18 protein-coding genes are annotated in these 19228 nt (G+C 62.0%); 4 read left to right on the top strand and 14 right to left on the bottom strand.

The annotated features are described in order from the left end of the window. Positions 1 to 69: 69 nt before the first annotated feature. From RUGAMON1_RS12650 to RUGAMON1_RS12625, 6 genes are all read right to left on the bottom strand, one after another. On the bottom strand, positions 70 to 846 hold the full coding sequence (locus tag RUGAMON1_RS12650) for a peptidylprolyl isomerase (protein ID WP_116990715.1): 777 nt from the start codon (positions 844 to 846) through the stop codon (positions 70 to 72). A 103-nt stretch (positions 847 to 949) separates the two neighbouring features. Beyond that, a complete protein-coding gene (locus RUGAMON1_RS12645) occupies positions 950 to 1729 on the bottom strand; it encodes a peptidylprolyl isomerase (protein WP_152836495.1) in 780 nt (259 codons plus the stop codon). A gap of 122 nt (positions 1730 to 1851) precedes the next feature. Then, positions 1852 to 2136, bottom strand: coding sequence for a BolA family protein (locus RUGAMON1_RS12640; protein WP_116990713.1), 285 nt, complete (start codon positions 2134 to 2136; stop codon positions 1852 to 1854). Next, the gene (locus tag RUGAMON1_RS12635) at positions 2133 to 2762 is read right to left on the bottom strand and encodes a septation protein A (RefSeq protein WP_116990712.1); all 630 of its coding nucleotides are present in this window, start codon (positions 2760 to 2762) and stop codon (positions 2133 to 2135) included. The genes RUGAMON1_RS12640 and RUGAMON1_RS12635 overlap by 4 nt, the downstream gene beginning before the upstream one ends. Positions 2763 to 2775: 13 nt before the next feature. Next, positions 2776 to 3171: a peptide-methionine (R)-S-oxide reductase MsrB gene (gene msrB / locus RUGAMON1_RS12630; protein WP_020703277.1), complete on the bottom strand. Its 396-nt coding sequence runs from the start codon at positions 3169 to 3171 to the stop codon at positions 2776 to 2778. A gap of 14 nt (positions 3172 to 3185) precedes the next feature. Next, a complete protein-coding gene (locus tag RUGAMON1_RS12625; protein WP_445230841.1) occupies positions 3186 to 4583 on the bottom strand; it encodes a protein adenylyltransferase SelO in 1398 nt (465 codons plus the stop codon). 228 nt (positions 4584 to 4811) lie between these two features. Here RUGAMON1_RS12625 and RUGAMON1_RS12620 point away from each other — a divergent pair, with 228 nt between their 5' ends. Further along, positions 4812 to 6458 (top strand): 3-(methylthio)propionyl-CoA ligase, encoded by a 1647-nt coding sequence (locus RUGAMON1_RS12620; RefSeq protein WP_445230840.1) that lies wholly within the window; start codon positions 4812 to 4814, stop codon positions 6456 to 6458. Here RUGAMON1_RS12620 and RUGAMON1_RS12615 read toward each other — a convergent pair. From RUGAMON1_RS12615 to RUGAMON1_RS12585, 7 genes are all read right to left on the bottom strand, one after another. After that, entirely contained in the window at positions 6437 to 7870 is a 1434-nt protein-coding gene (locus RUGAMON1_RS12615; protein WP_445230839.1) for an MDR family MFS transporter, read from the bottom strand. The two genes, RUGAMON1_RS12620 and RUGAMON1_RS12615, sit on opposite strands and share 22 nt — an antisense overlap. Before the next feature lie 2 nt (positions 7871 to 7872). Beyond that, positions 7873 to 8322, bottom strand: a complete 450-nt coding sequence (locus RUGAMON1_RS12610) for a MarR family winged helix-turn-helix transcriptional regulator (RefSeq protein ID WP_445230838.1) — start codon at positions 8320 to 8322, stop codon at positions 7873 to 7875. Between the two features lie 107 nt (positions 8323 to 8429). Continuing rightward, positions 8430 to 9128, bottom strand: coding sequence for a DUF4197 domain-containing protein (locus tag RUGAMON1_RS12605; RefSeq protein ID WP_445230837.1), 699 nt, complete (start codon positions 9126 to 9128; stop codon positions 8430 to 8432). A gap of 66 nt (positions 9129 to 9194) precedes the next feature. Beyond that, entirely contained in the window at positions 9195 to 10709 is a 1515-nt protein-coding gene (locus RUGAMON1_RS12600; RefSeq protein WP_445230836.1) for a chemotaxis protein CheW, read from the bottom strand. Continuing rightward, on the bottom strand, positions 10696 to 11232 hold the full coding sequence (locus tag RUGAMON1_RS12595) for a chemotaxis protein CheD (RefSeq protein ID WP_445230835.1): 537 nt from the start codon (positions 11230 to 11232) through the stop codon (positions 10696 to 10698). Before RUGAMON1_RS12595 ends, RUGAMON1_RS12600 begins: the two co-directional genes overlap by 14 nt. Before the next feature lies 1 nt (position 11233). Then, positions 11234 to 12049 carry a CheR family methyltransferase gene (locus RUGAMON1_RS12590; protein WP_445230834.1) on the bottom strand — a complete coding sequence of 272 codons (816 nt, stop codon included), beginning with the start codon at positions 12047 to 12049 and terminating at the stop codon, positions 11234 to 11236. Positions 12050 to 12051: 2 nt separating this feature from the next. Beyond that, complete coding sequence (locus RUGAMON1_RS12585) at positions 12052 to 13749, bottom strand: methyl-accepting chemotaxis protein (protein ID WP_445230833.1); 1698 nt, start codon at positions 13747 to 13749, stop codon at positions 12052 to 12054. Positions 13750 to 14126: 377 nt separating this feature from the next. Here RUGAMON1_RS12585 and RUGAMON1_RS12580 point away from each other — a divergent pair, with 377 nt between their 5' ends. The 3 genes from RUGAMON1_RS12580 to RUGAMON1_RS12570 all read left to right on the top strand — a co-directional run bounded on the left by RUGAMON1_RS12580 (position 14127) and on the right by RUGAMON1_RS12570 (position 18066). Beyond that, positions 14127 to 16214, top strand: coding sequence for a 3-hydroxyacyl-CoA dehydrogenase NAD-binding domain-containing protein (locus RUGAMON1_RS12580; RefSeq protein WP_445230832.1), 2088 nt, complete (start codon positions 14127 to 14129; stop codon positions 16212 to 16214). Positions 16215 to 16403: 189 nt separating this feature from the next. Next, a complete protein-coding gene (locus RUGAMON1_RS12575) occupies positions 16404 to 17054 on the top strand; it encodes a PEP-CTERM sorting domain-containing protein (RefSeq protein ID WP_445230831.1) in 651 nt (216 codons plus the stop codon). A 331-nt stretch (positions 17055 to 17385) separates the two neighbouring features. Further along, positions 17386 to 18066 (top strand): hypothetical protein, encoded by a 681-nt coding sequence (locus tag RUGAMON1_RS12570; protein ID WP_445230830.1) that lies wholly within the window; start codon positions 17386 to 17388, stop codon positions 18064 to 18066. A 7-nt stretch (positions 18067 to 18073) separates the two neighbouring features. On the opposite strand, the gene RUGAMON1_RS12565 is transcribed toward RUGAMON1_RS12570, so the two are convergent. Further along, the gene (locus RUGAMON1_RS12565; protein WP_445230829.1) at positions 18074 to 19111 is read right to left on the bottom strand and encodes an early set domain-containing protein; all 1038 of its coding nucleotides are present in this window, start codon (positions 19109 to 19111) and stop codon (positions 18074 to 18076) included. Between the last annotated feature and the right edge of the window lie 117 nt (positions 19112 to 19228).

The following is a 19228-nucleotide window of genomic DNA, read 5'->3' as shown; positions in this document are numbered from 1 at the left end:
AAAGCCTTGTGCGACCAGAATAAAAAAAGCGCCTCAATGAGGCGCTTTTTGAACAACCGAAAAACCAGATTACTGGATCTTGGCTTTCTTGGTCAGCTCGTCGCGGAAGGCGGCGATTTTACGCTGTTGCAGGGCTTCTGCCACCTGGCCTTTAACTTCTTCCAGCGAAGGCAATTTGGTGGCGCGGGATTCTTCCAGTTTGATGACATGGAAGCCGAATTCGGTTTTAACCGGAGTCTGGGTAATCTCGCCGTTTTTCAATGCAACCATCGCATCAGCGAAAGGCTTGACCAGTTTGCCTGGAGTCATCCAACCCAGATCGCCGCCGTTATTGGCCGAGCCGTCTTTCGATACTTTAGCCAATTCTTCGAATTTACCGCCGGCTTTGAGCTTGGCGATAATATCCTTGGCTTCCTGTTCGGTCGCTACCAGAATATGACGCGAGTGATATTCCTTCTCGCCCATGGCAGCCTTGTACTTGTCGTATTCAGCTTTGATTTCGGTGTCTTTAACTGGATTCTTTTTAACGTAGTCAGCCAGCATCGCATTAATGATGATGCTTTGACGGGCGTTTTCAATTGCCGCCTTGACTTCGGCCTTGGTGCCGAAACCTTGCTTATCCGCTTCCTGGATCATTACTTCGCGGCCGATCAATTCTTTCTTGACCATTTCGCGCAGCTGCGGGCTATCAGGCTGCTGGCCTTGCGAGACCACTTGCTTGACCATTTGATCTACTTTGGCGGCTGGAATAGCCTTGCCATTCACGGTCGCGACGTTTTGCGCGTATGCCGGCGCTGCAACGGCAGCGATCAGTGCTAACAACAGGTGGGCTGGCTTCAACATCATTATTAAATCCTATAAAAAAACAAGAAATCGCACTCGGGCGGTGCATTGTACCGACGCAGAATTAAAAACGGCGCCCCGCAGGGCGCCGCCTTCATCTATAACATTACTGCACTTTTGCTTTCTTGACCAGTTCTTCCTGGTAGGCTTGCAGTTTCTTCTGGGCCAGTGCTTCCGCAACTTGCGGCTTCACTTCTTCCAGGGTAGGCAGCTTGGCTGCGCGGATGTCGTCCACTTTGATCACGTGGAAGCCGTTCGGGGTTTGAACTGGCTTCTCGGTAACCTGGCCTTTTTGCAGGCCAACGAAAGCAGCCGAGAACGCAGGTGGGAAGGACGATGGTACTGCCCAATCCAGATCGCCGCCGTTTGCTGCGGAACCGGTGTCTTTCGATGCTTTTGCCAGCTCTTCGAATTTGGCGCCGCCTTTGATCTTGGCGATCACGTCGTTCGCTTCAGCTTCGGTAGCCATCATGATGTGGCGTACATGGTATTCCTTGTCGCCGTTCTGGGCCACGAAGCGGTCGTATTCCGCCTTGATGTCGGCATCCGAAACCGGGTTCTTCTTCATGTAGTCGCCGACCAGCGCGTTGACGATGATGGCCTGGCGGGCGTTTTCGATCTGCGTCTTGACCGCTGCATCTTTACCGAAACCCTGTTTTTCCGCTTCCTGCATCATCACTTCGCGGCCGATCAGGTCTTTCTTGATCAGTTCGCGCAGTTGTGGCGAATCAGGCTGCTGGCCTTGGGCGACAACTTGCTTGACCACAGCGTCCACGCGCGAGGTTGGGATGGCTTTGCCATTAACTACGGCAACGTTTTGTGCGAAAGCAGGTACGGCGGCAACGGCGAGAAGTGCAATCAGCAAACTGGCTGGCTTGAAAGTCATTATTAATTCCTGTAAGGGGAAAGTTTTAGCGAAATTGCCTGGGCAGGAGTTGGATCAACTATCAGTCTTTGTGTTCAATTATTTTGAAACCGATAGCGACCGTTCCCAGACCAAGCGCTACATCATACTTCGGACGGAGCCAATGCGGTAATGGCCAATGCATGAATTTCTTTATGCATCATATCGTGCACGGAATCATACACGAGTCGATGTCTTGTGACGAGTTTGAGCCCCTCGAATTGTAACGAAACAATTCTAACGTTGTAATGACCCCCACCCGAGGCGGCTCCGGCATGGCCGGCGTGCAGCGCCGAGTCGTCGTCCAGCGTCAGTTCCAGCGGCGCCAGGGCGGCCTGGAAGCGGCTGCGCATGCGCTCCATGCGGCTGTCTTTATCGATTCCGCTCATGCTTCATCCTTCATGTGGCGCGACAGATAGATGGTTTGACCGATGATAAATACGAACATGATCGCGGTCGAACCAAATGCTTTAAAACTGACCCACGAACTGGTGTCGCCTTTAAACAATACGAAGGCCAGATACCAGTTGAGGAAGCCCATTGCGACAAAGAAACTGATCCACGCCAGGTTCAGGCGGCTCCAGATCAGGTCCGGCAATTGGATGATTTCTTCCATCGACTTGCGCATCAGATTCTTTTTAAAGACGAACTCGCTTATCAGCAGGCCGGACGCAAAGAACCAATAGACGATGCTCAATTTCCATTTGATGAAATCCTCATCATGCAGGTAAATGGTCAGGCCGCCGAAGAATACAAACATGGTCAGCGAGAACCACAGCAGGAAGTCGACCTTGCGCCCGCGCAGCTTGATGTACGCGATCTGCGCCATCGTCGCCAGGATGCCGATCAGCGTGGCGATCACGATCGGCGCCTGGTCCGGCGTCACCGTGCCGCCGGAGACGATGCCGCTCAGGTAGGTGTTGATGAAGTGCTGGGACGCCTCGGCGTTCCATCCCGACAGCTTATAGGACGCGAAGAACAGCAGCACCGGGATCAGGTCGAACAGAAATTTCATGTTGTCTCAAACGTTATTGTGGGTCGAAGCGCAGCGAAGCCGAATTGATGCAATAGCGCAATCCGGTTGGAGGAGGGCCGTCCGGGAACACATGGCCCAGATGGGCGTCGCACACCGCGCAAATGATTTCGGTGCGCAGCATACCATGGGTGCGGTCGGTTTTTTCAATGACATTGGCGGGATCGAGCGCTTCAAAGTAGCTCGGCCAGCCGCAGCCGGAATCGAATTTGGCGTCGGAACGGAACAGGGGCGTATCGCAGCATACGCAGGTGTAGATGCCGTGTTCGTGGTGATCCCAGAACTTGCCGGTAAAAGCCCGCTCGGTGGCGGCATGCCGCGTGACTTGGTATTCCATAGGGTCCAGCATGGCGCGCCATTCGGCGTCGGATTTGGTGACTTTATTGCTCATGGCTTAGTACTCGCTTAAGAAGAACAGCTTACTTCAAGATGGCTTGCCCAATCGGGTGGCAAGGCGGCGTATTGATCGTGCTCAGGCTGTTCGTCGTATGGGCGCTGCAAAACTGACAGCAAACGCTCCACTTCAGTAAAGTCCTTATTTTGGGCTTTTTCAATGGCAACTTGAGCCAGGTAGTTACGCAGCACGTATTTGGGGTTGACCTGGTCCATCGCAAGCTTGCGCGCGGCGTCGTCGCTGGCCTCGGCTTGCAGGCGGGCGCGGTATTGCGTGGCCCAGGCATCGAAGGCCGGGCGGTCGATGAACAGGGCGCGCAGCGGCTCGTCGCCGCTGGAGTCGGTTGACTTCAAGCCGCTCAGCCGCCGGAAGAAGAGGGTGAAATCGACGCTGTTGGCCTGCATCAGCGCGAACATGGCGTCAAATAGCGTACGATCGGCATCGACATGCGGCGCCAGCAAGGTCAGGCCCAGCTTGGCATGCAGCAGTTCGTCCATTTTGGCGGCGAACTCGGGCTGGTAGACGTCCAGCGCGGCCTGGGTTTCGTCCACCTCGCCGATCAGCGGCAGCAGCGCCTGGCCCAGCGCGTAGCAATTCCAATGGCCCACCTGCGGCTGGTTGGCGTAGGAATAGCGCCCCTGCTGGTCGGTGTGGTTGCAGATGTGGTCGGAATCGAAGGCTTCCATGAAGCCGAACGGTCCGTAGTCCAGCGTCAGGCCGAGGATGGACATATTATCGGTGTTCATCACGCCGTGCATGAAGCCCACCGCCTGCCAGTGGGCGATCATATGCGCGGTGCGGCGTGTGACCTCGGCCAGGAATGCCTTGTAAGGATTGGCTTCCGCGCGCAACTCCGGATAAAAACGGTCGATGACGTAATCGGCCAGTTGTTTCAGCTCATCGTTCTTATTGCGGTAGAACCAGTGCTCGAACGAGCCGAAGCGCACGAAGCTGGGCGCCATGCGCACCACCACGGCCGAGGTTTCGACGGTCTCGCGCATCACGCCCTGGTCCGAACCGGCCACCGACAGCGCGCGCGAGGTCGGGATGCCCAGGCCGTGCATCGCTTCCGAGCACAGGAATTCGCGGATCGACGAGCGCAGCACCGCGCGGCCGTCGCCCATGCGCGAGTAGGGCGTCAGGCCGGCGCCTTTCCATTGCAGTTCCATCGGCCCTTCGGTGGTGGCGACGTCGCCGAACAACATGGCGCGGCCGTCGCCCAGCTGGCCGGCCCACACGCCGAACTGGTGGCCGGAATACACGGCTGCCAGCGGCAGCGCGCGTTCCGGCGCGGCATTGCCGGCCAGGACGTCGAGGCTGTCGGCGACCTGTTCAGGCGTGAGCCCGATCAGCGCGGCGGCCGGCGCGCTGACGGCGACCAGATAAGGCGCCGGCAGCGGGGTAGGCATCAGGCGGGTGTAAAAAGCGGGCGGCAGGGACGCGAAGGAATTGTCCAGCGGCAGTTTAGAGGCAGTAATGGCAGTTCCCGTTTCGCAGTAAGGCCCCGCAGGGCGTGAGCTTGCGATTTTACCGCAGCCAGCGACTGCTGCGGTGCAGCATCGAAATGCATTGACGGTCGGCGCACGGGCATTCCAAACTCATTCCAATTAAATCAACATTTTCGGGAGCCCGCATACATGTATCCACAGAGTCCGCTGATGGGCCAGATGATGAATCAGCCGCTGCTCGTGTCCAGCATCCTGGACTTCGCCGCGCGGCATTATGCCAACAGCGAGATCGTTTCGCAGCGGGTTGAAGGCGACCTGCACCGCTACACCTTCCGCGATTGCCAGCAGCGCGCCAAGCGACTGGCCAACGCCTTGCACGGACTGGGCGTGCGCATGGGCGACCGCGTCGCCACGCTGGCCTGGAACGGCTACCGCCATCTGGAGGCGTACTACGGCGTGTCCGGCTCGGGCGCCGTGCTGCACACGCTGAATCCGCGCCTGCATCCCGACCAGCTGGCCTACATCTGCAATCACGCCGAAGACCAGTACCTGATGTTCGACTTCTGCTTCCTGCCGCTGGTGGAAGCGTTCGCGCCGTTGTGCAAGGGCGTCAAGGGTTTCATCCTGTTCGGCGCCGCCGACCGCATGCCGGCCGAGACGAAAATTCCGAACCTGCTGTGCTACGAAGACCTGATCAACTCCCATTCGCCCGACTACGAATGGCCGCTGTTCGACGAGAATTCCGCTTGCACGCTGTGCTACACCTCCGGCACCACCGGCAATCCCAAGGGCGCGCTGTATTCGCATCGTTCGACCGTGCTGCACGCTTACGGCTCCGCCATGCCCAACGCGCTCAACGTTTCCTCGCGCGATACGGTGATGCCGGTGGTGCCGATGTTCCATGTGAACGCCTGGGGCTTGCCATACTCGGTGCCGCTGTCGGGCGCCAAGATGGTGTTTCCCGGCCCGGCGCTGGACGGCAAGTCGGTCTACGAATTGATGGAAAAGGAAAAGGTCACGTTCTCGGCCGGCGTGCCGACCGTGTGGCTGGGCCTGATCAACTACGCGATGCAGAACAAGCTGAAGTTCTCGACCTTCCGCCGCACCGTGATCGGCGGCTCGGCCTGCCCGCCGGCGATGATGAGCACGCTGATCGAAGAGTTCGACGTCGAGGTGATCCACGCCTGGGGCATGACGGAGATGTCGCCGCTGGGCACTGCCGGCGGCCTGCTGACCAAGCACCTGGGCCTGAGCAAGGAAGAGCAGCGCAAGATCCTGCAGAAGCAGGGCCATGCGATCTACGGCGTCGACATGAAGATCGCCGACGACGACGGCAAGGAACTGCCGTGGGACGGCGTCAGCTACGGACACCTGATGGTCAAGGGGCCGTGGATCATTGCGCGCTACTTCAAGGACGAAGGCGGCGACGTGCTGGAAGACGGCTGGTTCCCAACCGGCGACGTGGCCACCATCGACCCCGACGGCTTCATGCAGATCACCGACCGCAGCAAGGACGTCATCAAGTCCGGCGGCGAATGGATAGGCACCATCGACCTGGAGAACGTCGCTATGTCGCACCCGGCGGTGATGCAGGCGGCCTGCATCGGCGTCGCCCATCCGAAGTGGGATGAGCGGCCTTTGCTGGTGGTGGTGCTGCGGCCGGGGCAGGATCTCAACCGCGAGGACCTGCTGGCCCACTTCCAGGGCAAGGTCGCCAAGTGGTGGCTGCCCGACGACGTGGTGTTTGCCGAGGCGCTGCCGGTCGGCGGCACCGGCAAGATCCAGAAAAACAAGCTGCGTGAGCAGTACCGGGACTATCGCTTGCCGACTGCCTGAGGAACTTGCTGGCCCATCGGCAGCTCGGGCAGGAACATCAGCATCAGCAAGCCCAGGCCCACCAGCACCGTGCCGGTGGTGAAGATGCTGGCGATGGCGTGGCGATAGATGTCGGCCGTCGCGGCTTGTCCGTGCAGGCGCTGCGCCAGGATCGCGCCGGAACCGGTCACACCGATGAGTCCGCCAAGTGAGCGGAAGAAGGTCAGCATCGCCGTGCCGACGCCGCGCCGCGTGGCTGGCAGGGCGTTCTGCACCGCCATCGTCATATTGGGCATCACCAGGCCGAGGCCTGCGCCCAGCACGAAGATGGCCGGCTCCAGCACCAGGTAGCCCGCCGAGTGCGCGATGCCCCAGGCCAGCACCGCGAACGACAAGGTCGCCAGGCTCAGGCCCATGGTCTGCGTCGGCTTGTAGCGGCCGCCGGACCTGGCCAGTACGCGGCCGTTGAAGGACGATGCGATCACCAGGCCGACCATCATCGGCATGGTCAGCAGGCCGGAATTGGCCGGGCTGACGCCCATCACCATCTGGAACAGCAGCGGAAAGAACACGCTCGAACCCATCATGCCGACGAAGGTCAGCGCCAGCACCACGCTGGCGACGTTGAACACGCGGTTGTGGAACAGGTCGGGCGGCAGCACCGGCTCCGGCACGCGCCGCACGTGCCACAGCAAGGCCGCCGTCAACGCCAGCGCCAACAGGCTCAGGTATTTCACTTCGTCCGAATCCCACGGCCACTGCGTGCCGCCCAGGGCCAGCACCAGCAGCGCCGCCGTGACGCCGCCGGTCAGCAGCACCGAACCCAGGTAGTCGATCTTGTGTTCGCGGTGCGGGCTGGCGTGGTGCAGGGATTTCGAGATCACGTACAGCGCCAGCGCGCCCATCGGCAGGTTGACGTAGAAGATCCAGTGCCACGACAGCCAACTGGTCAGCAAGCCGCCCACCACCGGCCCGAGCACGCTGGTGACGGCGTACACGGCGGCGATGCTGCCCTGGCGCTTGCCGCGCTCGGCGGGCGGTATCAGGTCGCCGATGACGATCTGCGCCAGCGGCATGAAGCCGCCGGCGCCCATGCCCTGGATCGCGCGGAAGACGATCAGTTCGGTCATATTCTGCGCCAGCCCGCACAAGGCCGAGCCGATCAGGAAGGTGATGATGGCGGTGTACAGCAGCGGTTTGCGGCCATACTGGTCGCTCAGCTTGCCGTACAGCGGCATGGTGGCGGTGGACGCCAGCATGTAGGCCGTCACCACCCACGACAGGTGCGCCATGCCGCCGAGCTCGGAGACGATGCGCGGCAGCGCGGTCGCCACGATGCTCTGGTCCAGCGAGGCCAGGCCGATCATGATGACCAGCCCCATGTAGATGGCGCGGATTTCCCTGGCCGTCACCGGCCGATTTTCTGTATGCATGGTCATTCGCCGATCGCGTTGAGGTATTGGAGGGCGTTGCGCAGCGCCTGCGCGCCTTCGGGAGGCAGCTGCGCCAGCTTGCGGGCCATCCAGTCGAGGCGGCGGCTGCGGATGTCGTCCAGCACCGCCGCGCCTTGCGGCGTCAGCAGCAGGCCGACGCGGCGCCGGTCGTCGGGATTGGGCGTGTCGCGCCGCACCAGGCCGGCGTTTTCCAGCGCCTTGATGTGGCCGCTCATAGTGGGGCCGCGCAGTTTTTCCCTGCGCGCCAGCTCGGCCACGCCGATGCCTGGCAGCAGGTTAATGGTCGACAGCAGCAGCTTGTGCTGCAACGACAGGCCGTGCGGGTCGCTGTCGCCTTCCTGGCGGATGCGGCGGAACACGTGGTGCAGCGCGGCGCGCAGGTCGTCGGCCAGCGCGATGGCTTCCTTGGGGATGGCGGCTTCTTTGGTCATGGTATTCAATATAGGTAGGCTACCTATCTATATTACGCTGTGCAGGGCCGGACAGCAAGGCAAAAAAAAAGCCCGGCGAACCGGGCTGAGGGGGAGGAGACTTGCTGTTACTTGAGGGCGCCGAACACCTTGCCGATCAGCTTGCTGCCGGCGCCGAGCGGATCGGCGCGGATGGCTTTTTCTTCTTCGCCTATCATCGTGTACAGGCCGTCCAGCGCGCGCTGGGTCACGTAGCCTTCGACCGTGGTCTGTTCCTTGGCCAGCACGCCCAGTTTGGGCGCCATCGCCATCGCGGTGTTGTACTTGTTGGCCAGGTCGGAGCGGTCGGTGACCTTTTTCACGATCGGCAGGAACTGCACCGCCAGTTTCGGCGAGGTTTTCTCGCGGAAGAAGTCGGTGACCGAGGTGTCGCCGCCGGTCAGGATGTTCTTGGCGTCGGTGATGCTCATGGACTTGACGGCGTCCAGCAGCAGCGGCTTGGCCATCGGCACGGCCGCCTCGGCCGCGTGGTTCATCTGCACCACCAGGTCGTCGAGCTGCTGGCCCTTGCCGGTCATCTTCAGCAGCGGACGCGCCTGCTCCAGGATCTTCGGCAGCGGGATGCGCACCTTCTCATTGTTGAGGAAGCCGTTCTCCGCGCCCAGCTTGGCGACCGCCAGCGACGAGCCCTTGTCCAGCGCCGCCTTGAGTCCGCCGGCGGCGTCCTGGTTGCTCAGATCGGCCAGCGAGAGCGCACAGGCGCTGGCCGCGGCCAGCGTCAGCGGAAGCAGCAGGATGGCGGCGCGGCGGGAGATGAAGAAGGACATGGTAAAACCTCAAAAGTTGGCCAGGCCGGCGGCTGCCGGCATGCCGCTACTTTACCGCAGCGCCGCCTATGCCGCCAGCGCCGGCAGCTCGCGCGCCAGCCGTTGCAGCAGGCGGTCGCATTCGAACACGCTGAGCGTCTTGTGGCTGTCGGCTTCGCCTTCGATGTCGATCACCTCGTCCATCTCGCCGCGCGGATCGCCTTGCACGCCGGGGTTGCGCAGTATCTTGGGCGCGGCGAAACGGCGGCTGTCGCTGATGGTCATGATGTTCTCGACCGCGTCCACCATCAGGCCGTACAGGTCTTCGCCGCGCTCGACGATCAGGATCTTGGCCTGGTCGGCGTTCTCGAGCGGCGGCATGTGATACAGGCTGCGCAGGTCGATCACGCTGATCATCTGCTGGCGCAGGTTCAGCATGCCGCGCATGAAGGCCGGCATGCCGGGCGGGCGGGTGATGTCGCCGGAGAAGTCGATGATCTCGCGCACCTGCTTGATCTCCACCGCGTACGTGTTCTCCAGCGCGAAGGTGATGTAGACCTGGCGCTGGGCGCGGTGCGGATCGTGCTCGGCCTTGACGGCTTCGTCCTTCGGATACAGGTTGGCGTGGCCGGCGCGCATCTCCTTGATCTCGTTGCTGCTGAAGATCTCGCGGTGGTTGAGGAAGATGATGTCGCCCAGCTCGGGCTTGGCGATGCAGCCGCCGAACATGCCGGCGCGGGCCTTGCTCAGCAGCGGGATCGCCATCACTTCCTCGCTGTAGAAGTTGACGATGTTGTCGACCGAGTCGACCAGGAAGCCGATGGTGGCGTCGTCGATGCGGGCGATGACGATGCGCTGGTCGGGCAGGAACTCGCGCTGCGCCGGCGCCGGCGCGGCGTTCAGCAGCGTGGCGAAGTCGACCACGGCGACCTGGCTGCCGCGAAAATTGATGCGCCCCAGGCACAGCGCGCTGTTCAACACCGAGGCCTGCAATTCCGGCACGCGGATGATTTCCTGGATCGCGCGCATCTCGAAGGCGAACGACGACGCGCCGACGCGGAAGCTGACGCACTGGCGCCGCTCGCCCTGGTGGCGGCGCGCGGTCTGCTGCTGCGCGCCCTGCAGCGCCAGCACCTGCGGCACGTTTTCGATGCGCACCAGCGCGGCCGGGTCCAGCACCTGCACCAGGCGGGCGCCGTCGTCGAGCAGGATGGTGCCGGCCACGACGCCATGGACGTCGCCGTTGGCGTAGCTCAGGGTGCTGCGCTGTTCCGGCCGCACGCGCAGGATTTCTCCGGTTTCATGGAACAGTATGCCCACCAGCACGCCCTGGAAATCGAGGATGGCGATCTTGTCGCTGGCCTCGGCCGCGCGCGCCTCCGGCCGGAACACCCGGCCCAGGTTGACCACCGGGATCACCACGCCGCGCAGGGTGAACACGCCTTCGAGGAAGGCCGGCGACAGCGGCAGCACGCTGATCCTGGCCGGATAATTGACCACTTCGCGGATGCAGCTCGCCGGCAGGGCGAACTCGTCGTCCGCCAGCACGAAGGAGCCGAACAGTTCGGTGGCGGGGGCGGCGGCGCTGTTAATGGCTGGCATGGAGGCTGTCCTGTGGCGTGGCGACGATGTCGGTGACGGCAAAACTTTGGGTGGCGCAATCGATGGTCAAGGTGCGGCCGCATTTGCCGCCCAGCCGGCAATAGCTGACGTTGAGCCCGCATTCGCGCAGGTATTTGTGGGCGGCGGCGGCGTTTTGCTGGCCCACCTGCAGCCGCGGCGCCCGGCGCTGGAACATATGGGCGCCGCCGGCCACCACCACTTCGATGTCGGGATAGTCGGCCTCGGTCGCGCCCATCAGGCGCAGCAGCGAGGGCACGGCCTGGCTGACGTAGCGCGCCCCGGTTTCGCACTGGCGGTCCGGCGCCTCCGGCAGCAGGCAGTGGGCCAGGCCGCAGCGGCCGCGCTTTTTCCACAGGAAGGCGATGCCGACGCAGGACCCCAGCAGCGCCTGCAGCTGGCCGCTGTGGGCGCCGATCTCCAGCTTGCCCATGGCTACCTGCAGGCAGCCGGGCGCGGCGGGTGCGCCGAGCTGGTTGATGAAGTCGAGGGCGTTGGTTTCCATGTCACACCGTATAAATCATAGGCCGGTCGTAGCGGTAGGCCGTGTCGAGCCCGACTATCGATTCGGATTCCCCCAGGATCAGCCGGGAGTGGGGCGCCATGCTGTGGCGGGCTTGTTTCAGGACGGTCTCCTGGTGTTGCTGGTCGAAGTAGATCAGCACGTTACGCAGGAACACCAGGTCGAACTGCTTGTGCGGCTTGAGCGGCGCCAGCAGGTTGTGCTGCGCCAGTTCCACATGCTGCTTCAGCGCGTCGACCACGCGCAGGCCCTTGCCGCCGGGCTTGAAGTATTTTTTGACCCATTCCGGGTGCGACAGCAGGATGCGTTCCACCGAACGGCCGCTGTACTCGCCGGCCCGGGCCTGCGCCAGGATCTGCTGCGAGATATCGGTGGCGTGGATGCGGTAGCTGAAGCCGGGATGGGCCGCCTGGAATTCCTCGCACAGCATCGCCATCGAATACAGCTCCTCGCCGCTCGATGCGGCGGCGGACCAGACCAGCAGCCGCCGTCCCCGGTGCGCCGCCCACCACGCGGGCAGGAACTCCTGTTCGACGTAGTCCCACACCTGCGGCGTGCGGAAGAACAGCGTGTCGTTGGTGGTGACCAGGTCGATAAAGTGCGGTATCTCGCCGCGGTCCTGCTCCACCTTGTCCAGGTAGGCCTGGTAGCTGACGATCTCCAGCGCCTGCATGCGCGGGCGCAGGCGCCGTTCCAGCAAGATGCTTTTGCGTTCGGTCATGGCGATGCCGGTGTGCTTGCGCACCAGCGCGATGAGCGCGGTCAGCGTCGCCGGGGGGAGTCCCGCGCCGATGCTCACGCCTACACCACGAAGCCGGCCACGGTCTTGTTCAAGTCGCCCGCGCGCTGGTTCAAGCCTTCCGTCGAGCGGGCGATGCTGTCGCAGGCGGCGGCCGATTTCTCGGCCTCCTCGGCGATGTACTGCACGGCGGTGCTCACTTCGCGCGCCGTCAGCAATTGCTCGTTGGTGGCGCTGGAGATATCCGAGATCGCCAGCGTGGTCTTGGCCACGCCGGCGACGATCTTGTCGAAGGCGTCGCTGGCCTGGCGTGAGATCTCGCTGCCGGCCGAGACCCGCTTGACCGACTCGTTGATCAGCTTGGAAATTTCCTTGGTGGCCTGCGAGGAGCGCTCGGCCAGCTTGCGCACCTCGTCGGCGACCACCGAGAAGCCCAGGCCGTGCTCGCCGGCGCGGGCCGCTTCGATGGCGGCGTTGAAGGCCAGCATATTGGTCTGGTTGGCGATCTCGCTGATCACCTTGACGATCTCGCCGATGTCTTCCGACGAGCGGTTGATCAGGTCCATCGCCTCGATCGACTTGGCCACGGCCTTGGCGCCGGCCTGGGCTTCTTGCTGGGTGGCCTTGGCCAGCGTGTCGGCGTCGTTGGTGTTCTGGGCGATGGTGTTGATGGAATTGGTCAGGCCGTCGATGGAGGCGTTCATTTCCTCGACGGTGGCGCCCAGCGCCTGGGTGCCCACGGCCTGGCCGTTGGAGCGCTCGGCGATGGTGGTCGAGGCTTCCGCGAAGCCGTTGGCCGAGGCCACCACGTCGCTGATGACCTTGCGCAGGTCGGTGATCATCTTGCTGATGCCTTCGGCCAGGTGGTCCAGCGGTTCGTCGCCGTCGATGATGATCTTGCTGGTCAGGTCGCCGGAGGCGGCGCGGCCCACCGAGTCCAGCAGGCGCTTGATCTTGGCGCCATCCGATTCGGCCTTGGCCGCCACCGAATTCTCCAGGTTGACCTGGTCGGTGATATCGCTGGCGAACTTCACCACTTTATACGGCTTGCCATTCAGGTCCAGCACCGGATTATAAGTCGCCTGTATCCATATGGTTTTACCATTATTGCCAATTCGTTTATAGCGGCCGCTATCGAATTCGCCGCGATTCAGTTTTTGCCAGAATCGCTTATATTCCGAACTATTCGCATATTCCGTTTCGCAGAACATGCGGTGGTGTTCGCCTTTAATATCGTCCAGGACATAACCCATTGCGTTAAGGAAGTTTTCGTTGGCATTCAATACATGGCCGGTCATGTCGAATTCAATCACCGCCTGGGCCTTGGAGATGGCGGCGACCTTGCTTTCGTACTCGGCGTTCTTGATCTTGCTGTCGGTGATGACGGTGGCGAACTTGATCACCTTGTAGGCCTTGCCTTCGGCGTCGATGATCGGGTTGTAGGAGGCATTGATCCACACCTCGCGGCCTCCCTTGGCCACGCGCTTGTAGTCGCCGCAGTCGTACTCTCCGCGCCCCAGGCGGGCCCACAAGTCCTTGTATTCCGGGGTCTTTGCGTACTCCGGATCGCAGAAGATCGAGTGGTGCTTGCCCTGGACTTCCTCCAGCGTGTAGCCGACCGTTTTCAGGAAGTTGTCGTTGGCGTGCAGGATGGTGCCGTCGAGGTCGAACTCGATCAGCGCCTGCACCCGGTTCAACGCCGTATTAATAGCTTGAATATCAAGATCTTGAGATTGGATTACCTGGCTATGCGCATCCATGTGGAGTCCTGTTATATTTGGAGAGAATTAACTGGAATGAACTATTCGGGGGCACTGGGGGATTCAGCTGAACTTATTATTCATCCGAATTTGATCCAAAACAAGAACCTGTTTTAATTTTTCGATGCGCGTGTATTGAATTTTCCACGAGGAATTAACATCGGAATATCTTTCGGCGAGGATTTCGCTTATTTAAAAAGCCTTTTCTCCGCAATCAAAAGCACTGGCCGAAACGGCAAGTTTGCATGGCTGCCCACCGGGCCATCCTGTACCATGCTGTAAGGTCAACAAAAAAAATAATACGACCGTTCTTTTATGCGGTATAGTGAGTGGGCTGACGATCTTATTAAAGCTCCACTACAACATGAGGAAGAGACATGACTGCTGAATATGAAGTCCGCGGCACGGTTGCCGTCATCACGCTGAACAATCCGCCGGTCAACGGCCTGGGCCTGGCCACCCGCACGGCGGCGGTCAAGGGCATCCAGCAGGCGCTGGCGGACGATGCCGTCAAAGCCATCGTCATCACCGGCGCCGGCAAGGCCTTTTCGGGCGGCGCCGACATCAAGGAATTCAATTCGCCCAAAGCGCTGGCCGAGCCCAGCCTGCACACCCTGATCGCCACCGCCGAAGGCTCGACCAAGCCGGTGGTGGCCGCCATCCACACCGTCTGCATGGGCGGCGGGCTGGAGCTGTCGCTGGGTTGCCACTACCGCGTGGCGATGCCGGGCGCGCAGATCGCGCTGCCGGAAGTCAAACTCGGCCTGCTGCCGGGCGCCGGTGGCACGCAACGCCTGCCGCGCGTGCTGGGTCTGGAAATGGCGTTGAACATGATCGTCTCCGGCACCCCGGTGCTGTCCGACAAGCTGGCCAACACCGCGCTGTTCGACGCCGTGTTCGCCGCCGACGCCGACCTGGTCAGCTCGGCCGTGGCCTTTGCCGAAACCATCGCCGATGCACGTCCGCTGCCGAAAGTGCGCGACCGCAAAGTCGACTACCCGAACCACGAAGCCTTCCTGCAATTCTCGCGCAACACGGTCAAGGCCATGTCCGGCCCGTTCCCGGCGCCGCTGGAGTGCGTGGAAACCGTGGCCGCCTCGGTCACGATGAAATTCGAAGACGGCATGAAGTTCGAGCGCGAACGCTTCCTGCACCTGATCCAGACTACCGAATCGAAAGCGCTGCGCCACGCCTTCTTTGCCGAGCGCGTCGCCAGCAAGGTGCCGGACGTGCCGGCCGACACGCCGGTGCGCGCCATCAAGCAGGCCGCCGTGATCGGCGCCGGCACCATGGGCGGCGGCATCGCCATGAACTTCCTGAACGCCGGCATCCCGGTGGTCATGCTGGAAACCAGACAGGAAGCGCTGGACAAGGGCCTGGCGACGATCCGCAAGAACTACGAAAACACCATGAAGAAGGGCAAGCTGACGCAGGAGAAGTTCGACCAGCGCATGGCCCTGGTCAGCGGCACGCTGGCGTATGAGGACATCGGCCAGGCCGACATCGTGGTCGAAGCCGTGTTCGAGGAGATGGGCGTCAAGGAAGCCGTGTTCCGCAAGCTGGACGAAGTGATGAAGCCGGGCGCGATCCTGGCCTCCAACACCTCGACCCTGGACCTGAACCAGATCGCCGGCTTCACCAAGCGTCCGCAGGACGTGATCGGCACCCACTTCTTCAGCCCGGCCAACGTGATGAAGCTGCTGGAAATCGTGCGTGGCGCGCAGACCGGCAAGGACGTGCTGGCCACCGCGCTGGCGCTGTCGAAAAAACTCAAGAAGACCGGCGTGGTGTCGGGCGTGTGCGACGGCTTCATCGGCAACCGCATGATCGAGCAGTACAGCCGCCAGGCCGGCTTCCTGCTGGAAGAGGGCGCCTTGCCGGAGCAGGTCGACAAGGCGGTCGAGAAGTTCGGCTTCGCCATGGGCCCGTTCCGCATGGGCGACCTGGCCGGCAACGACATTGGCTGGGCCATCCGCAAGCGCCGCTATGTGGAGAAGCCGGAAATCAGCTACTCCAAGACCGCCGATCTGCTGTGCGAGATGGGGCGCTACGGCCAGAAGACCGGCGCCGGCTGGTACGACTACAAGGCGGGCGACCGCAAGGCCTATCCGAACGAGCAGGTCAACGCCATGATCGTGCAGCACTCGGCCGATATCGGCGTGGCGCGCCGCAAGATCAGCGACCAGGAGATCGTCGAGCGCCTGGTGTATTCGATGGTCAACGAAGCGGCCCACATCCTGGAAGAGGGCATCGCCCTGCGCGCCTCGGACATCGACATGGTCTACCTGACCGGCTACGGCTTCCCGCTGTTCCGCGGCGGCCCGATGTTCTATGCCGACACGGTGGGCTTGCCGAACGTGCTGGCGGCGATCAACAAGTACGCCCGGGGCCACCAGGGCAGCGCTTGGAAGCCGGCGCCGCTGCTGGTCAAGCTGGCCGAAGAGGGCAAGGGCTTTAATGGCTGACCATAGCTGAGTCACGTTGTCTGAAAAAGCTCACATGCACAAAAAATTTCCGTTGCATGTGAGCATTTCTCTCCAATTGTTGCTATACTTCCTTCAAACCAGCAGCACCATCTTCGAAGCCCTAAAAAACGGTTCGAGTCGCAGCGTGAAGTACACGTTAGAACCCAAACTTAATTTTTAGAGGCCTTCATGAAACGCACCATCATTGCCGCCGCAGTGGCATTCGCAGCAATTTCCTCCGCCCACGCAGCCAGCATAAGTGGCCTGGTCAACACCGGAGTCGGTGCGAACGGCAGTTCCGATACCAACTACAGCCTGAACGCAGCCAGCAGCGATACCGTGATCGGCAACACCGCGCCTGTGATCACGCTCGAAAACGTCTGGCCGATCAGCCCATGGCTGGCCAACGACGGCGTGTCGAAATGGATCACGCCCACCGCGTCGCAGGGCCAGAGCTTCGACGCCTACAGCGCCGGCAGCTACACCTACACGCTGTCGTTCGACCTGACCGGCTACAACGCCGGCAGCGCGGCCTTCAGCGGCCGCTTCGCCGCCGACAACGACGCCGTGGTCAAGTTGAATAATCAAGTCATCGCCAGCGGCAGCGGCTTTACCGACTGGACCGCCTTTGCCGCCGGCAGCGGTTTCCAGTCCGGCGTCAACACGATGCAATTCGTCGTCGGCAACTGGGCGCAAAACGGCGGCAATCCGACCGGCCTGCGCGTCGAGTTTTTGTCCTCCAGCGTTACCGCCGTTCCTGAACCATCGAGCTACGCCATGCTGTTGACAGGGGCTCTCCTGTTGGGTGTGGTCGCTCGCCGTCGCATACAAGTTCGATAAAATTACCGCTTTCTCGTTTAAGCGCTTCGGCCGCCTCTTCAGGCGGCCTTTTTTTGCCCGCGCCGTTGGCATGCGCAGAACGGGTCCTGTTTTTTCGGCTTTTACTAAAACACGATAACCACTACTACACTGCGCTAACTATCGATATTTCGTGCGACTCCGCGCTATTTTCGGAACTAAAAACCACTAACCGCCTCTAACGAATACAGGCGGAAAACTATAGCGGCATTTAGCGTTCGGCGCGGCATTTTTAGTAAGTGTTAGCGCGCTGTAGTACAGGTCAGTAGTGGTTAGCAGCGCTTAGTAAAACCCGATTTTAGGAACCCTCACCATGTCCAGATATAGCCTCCAATTCCCGATCCGCGTACCCGACGATGTGCTCGTCGAGCTGGGCGAATTCACCGGCAATTTCTGGTCGGATTCCTTCGCCCAGGAACCCTTCGTGATCGAGGCGATTCGCAACTACATCAAGCCCGCGTCGCCAGCCCCGCAACAACCTGCCGCGGCATCCGAGGCCGGATACCAATGGAAGCAGGTCTTTCTTCCCGAGGGCACAAGGCTGCGCGCCAGCTTCGACCGCAAGCCCTACTTCGCCACAGTGGTGGGGGCGGAAATCAAATATGAAGGGCATACGGTATCGCCATCATGCTTTGCGAACCTGCACGGCAGCGGCAACCGCAATGCCTGGAAAGCCATCTGGCTGCGCCTTCCGGGCAGCGACGAATGGCTGCTTGCCGATGTCTGCCGCTCGGCGCGGAAGGCGGCGATAGCGCGTTTGCACGGAGATGGCGCGCAGGCGGACAGCCAGCGTTCACGCGCACCTGAGCGGATGCCGCAAGATCAGGATACGCAGCCACCGGCTCGCCAAGCCGGGCCGCACCAAACCGAAATCCGCCCGTCCAGCGCAACGGCCGCGCCGCGCGGCAATGGTACTCAAGGCAAGTCCGGCTCTGCAAGAAGCGCCCGCCGCAGGAAGCGCCGTGCAGCGAAACATACTCCCGGAAATCCGTGAAGAGCCTTTATTGACGCGGGGTGACGGTGAGGACGGGCGCGTCGGGCGTGGCGACGTTGAGCGCGAAGGTGTAGATGCCGGCTTGCGGCGTGTCGAACCACAGGTCGCGGCCGGCCCAGGCCAGCGGCTGCGCCTGGTCGGCCAGCAGCTTGCCCTGCTTGTCGTCGCGGCCAAGCTCGACAGTGCGAAAATCCTGCGAGCCGACCTTGAACCGGCTCAGTCCCTTGGGCAGCGCCACGTCGGCGCTGAAGACGCCGGCCGCCACCTGCTTCAACGGCGTGGCCGTGGTCCACTTGTTCATCGTGCCGCGCAGGTACAGCGGTTCCTTGCTAAATTCGGCCACGGTGGCGGGCGCGGAGGGCTGGAACTCGATCAGCGTGTCGTCCGGCCAGCTGCTGTCGCGCAGCGGCATGGTGAAGTATTGCTGGCGCCGGCCCGGCGACATCGACTGCCGCCGCGCGCCGTGCACCAGCGTCACGCTGTCCGACGGCCACGGCGCGGGCGTGCCGTAACTGATCTTGGACGACTTGCACCAGTCGCCGCCGCCCAGCGCCACCGTGGCGAGGGCGCGCAGCGCGAAGTTGATTTCCTTTTTTGCGATCGTGATCATCACCTCGCATTCGAGGCGGATGTCGCCCAGCCTGCGCATGTCCGCCGGCACGTTGGCGCTCTTGATCTCCGGCGTGCCGCTGAAGGTGCCGCTCTTGCGGTTGAGGATGATGTCGGCGTCGCTGTCGTCCGCCGCCTGGCTGCGCGGCAGCACGAAGCCGCCGTCGGCCGCGACCGGCACGGCGATGCTGGTGTCGCCGCCGGCGATGCGCAGCGCAATGCCGTTGATGGAAGCCCCTGGCTGCTGCGGCTTGAGGATGAAGCGCAAGGTATCGGCATCCGGCGCCAGCTTGCGGCCGTGCTCGAACGCGTCCAGGCCGGCCAGCATGTTGCGATACGAGCGCAATTCCGGATTCCTGATGCCGCCGACTTCGACCGCCTGGACCTCCTCGGCCGGCGCTTCCTGCGCGCCCGCCGCAGCGAGTTGAAGGAGCATCAGGCAGGCTATCGTCAATCGGGTCATTGGGTTTCGCGTGTAGTTTTTGGCAAGCCAGACTATAACGCAAAAGACAAAAAAATAGCCGCCATCGCTGGCGGCTATTGCAGGCTAGGC

This window comes from Duganella rhizosphaerae (assembly GCF_040364205.1).
Taxonomy (GTDB): domain Bacteria; phylum Pseudomonadota; class Gammaproteobacteria; order Burkholderiales; family Burkholderiaceae_D; genus Rugamonas; species Rugamonas rhizosphaerae.
The sequence above is the reverse complement of the archived record's forward strand: the minus strand, read 5'-3'. Positions and strand labels throughout refer to the sequence as shown.

What these genes read in the sequence shown, in the direction of transcription:
- RUGAMON1_RS12650 (WP_116990715.1), bottom strand. Translation starts at nt 846, where the DNA reads ATGATGTTGAAGCCAGCCCACCTGTTGTTAGCACTGATCGCTGCCGTT.
- RUGAMON1_RS12645 (WP_152836495.1), bottom strand. Translation starts at nt 1,729, where the DNA reads ATGACTTTCAAGCCAGCCAGTTTGCTGATTGCACTTCTCGCCGTTGCC.
- RUGAMON1_RS12640 (WP_116990713.1), bottom strand. Translation starts at nt 2,136, where the DNA reads ATGAGCGGAATCGATAAAGACAGCCGCATGGAGCGCATGCGCAGCCGC.
- RUGAMON1_RS12635 (WP_116990712.1), bottom strand. Translation starts at nt 2,762, where the DNA reads ATGAAATTTCTGTTCGACCTGATCCCGGTGCTGCTGTTCTTCGCGTCC.
- msrB (WP_020703277.1), bottom strand. Translation starts at nt 3,171, where the DNA reads ATGAGCAATAAAGTCACCAAATCCGACGCCGAATGGCGCGCCATGCTG.
- RUGAMON1_RS12625 (WP_445230841.1), bottom strand. Translation starts at nt 4,583, where the DNA reads ATGCCTACCCCGCTGCCGGCGCCTTATCTGGTCGCCGTCAGCGCGCCG.
- RUGAMON1_RS12620 (WP_445230840.1), top strand. Translation starts at nt 4,812, where the DNA reads ATGTATCCACAGAGTCCGCTGATGGGCCAGATGATGAATCAGCCGCTG.
- RUGAMON1_RS12615 (WP_445230839.1), bottom strand. Translation starts at nt 7,870, where the DNA reads ATGCATACAGAAAATCGGCCGGTGACGGCCAGGGAAATCCGCGCCATC.
- RUGAMON1_RS12610 (WP_445230838.1), bottom strand. Translation starts at nt 8,322, where the DNA reads ATGACCAAAGAAGCCGCCATCCCCAAGGAAGCCATCGCGCTGGCCGAC.
- RUGAMON1_RS12605 (WP_445230837.1), bottom strand. Translation starts at nt 9,128, where the DNA reads ATGTCCTTCTTCATCTCCCGCCGCGCCGCCATCCTGCTGCTTCCGCTG.
- RUGAMON1_RS12600 (WP_445230836.1), bottom strand. Translation starts at nt 10,709, where the DNA reads ATGCCAGCCATTAACAGCGCCGCCGCCCCCGCCACCGAACTGTTCGGC.
- RUGAMON1_RS12595 (WP_445230835.1), bottom strand. Translation starts at nt 11,232, where the DNA reads ATGGAAACCAACGCCCTCGACTTCATCAACCAGCTCGGCGCACCCGCC.
- RUGAMON1_RS12585 (WP_445230833.1), bottom strand. Translation starts at nt 13,749, where the DNA reads ATGGATGCGCATAGCCAGGTAATCCAATCTCAAGATCTTGATATTCAA.
- RUGAMON1_RS12580 (WP_445230832.1), top strand. Translation starts at nt 14,127, where the DNA reads ATGACTGCTGAATATGAAGTCCGCGGCACGGTTGCCGTCATCACGCTG.
- RUGAMON1_RS12575 (WP_445230831.1), top strand. Translation starts at nt 16,404, where the DNA reads ATGAAACGCACCATCATTGCCGCCGCAGTGGCATTCGCAGCAATTTCC.
- RUGAMON1_RS12570 (WP_445230830.1), top strand. Translation starts at nt 17,386, where the DNA reads ATGTCCAGATATAGCCTCCAATTCCCGATCCGCGTACCCGACGATGTG.
- RUGAMON1_RS12565 (WP_445230829.1), bottom strand. Translation starts at nt 19,111, where the DNA reads ATGCTCCTTCAACTCGCTGCGGCGGGCGCGCAGGAAGCGCCGGCCGAG.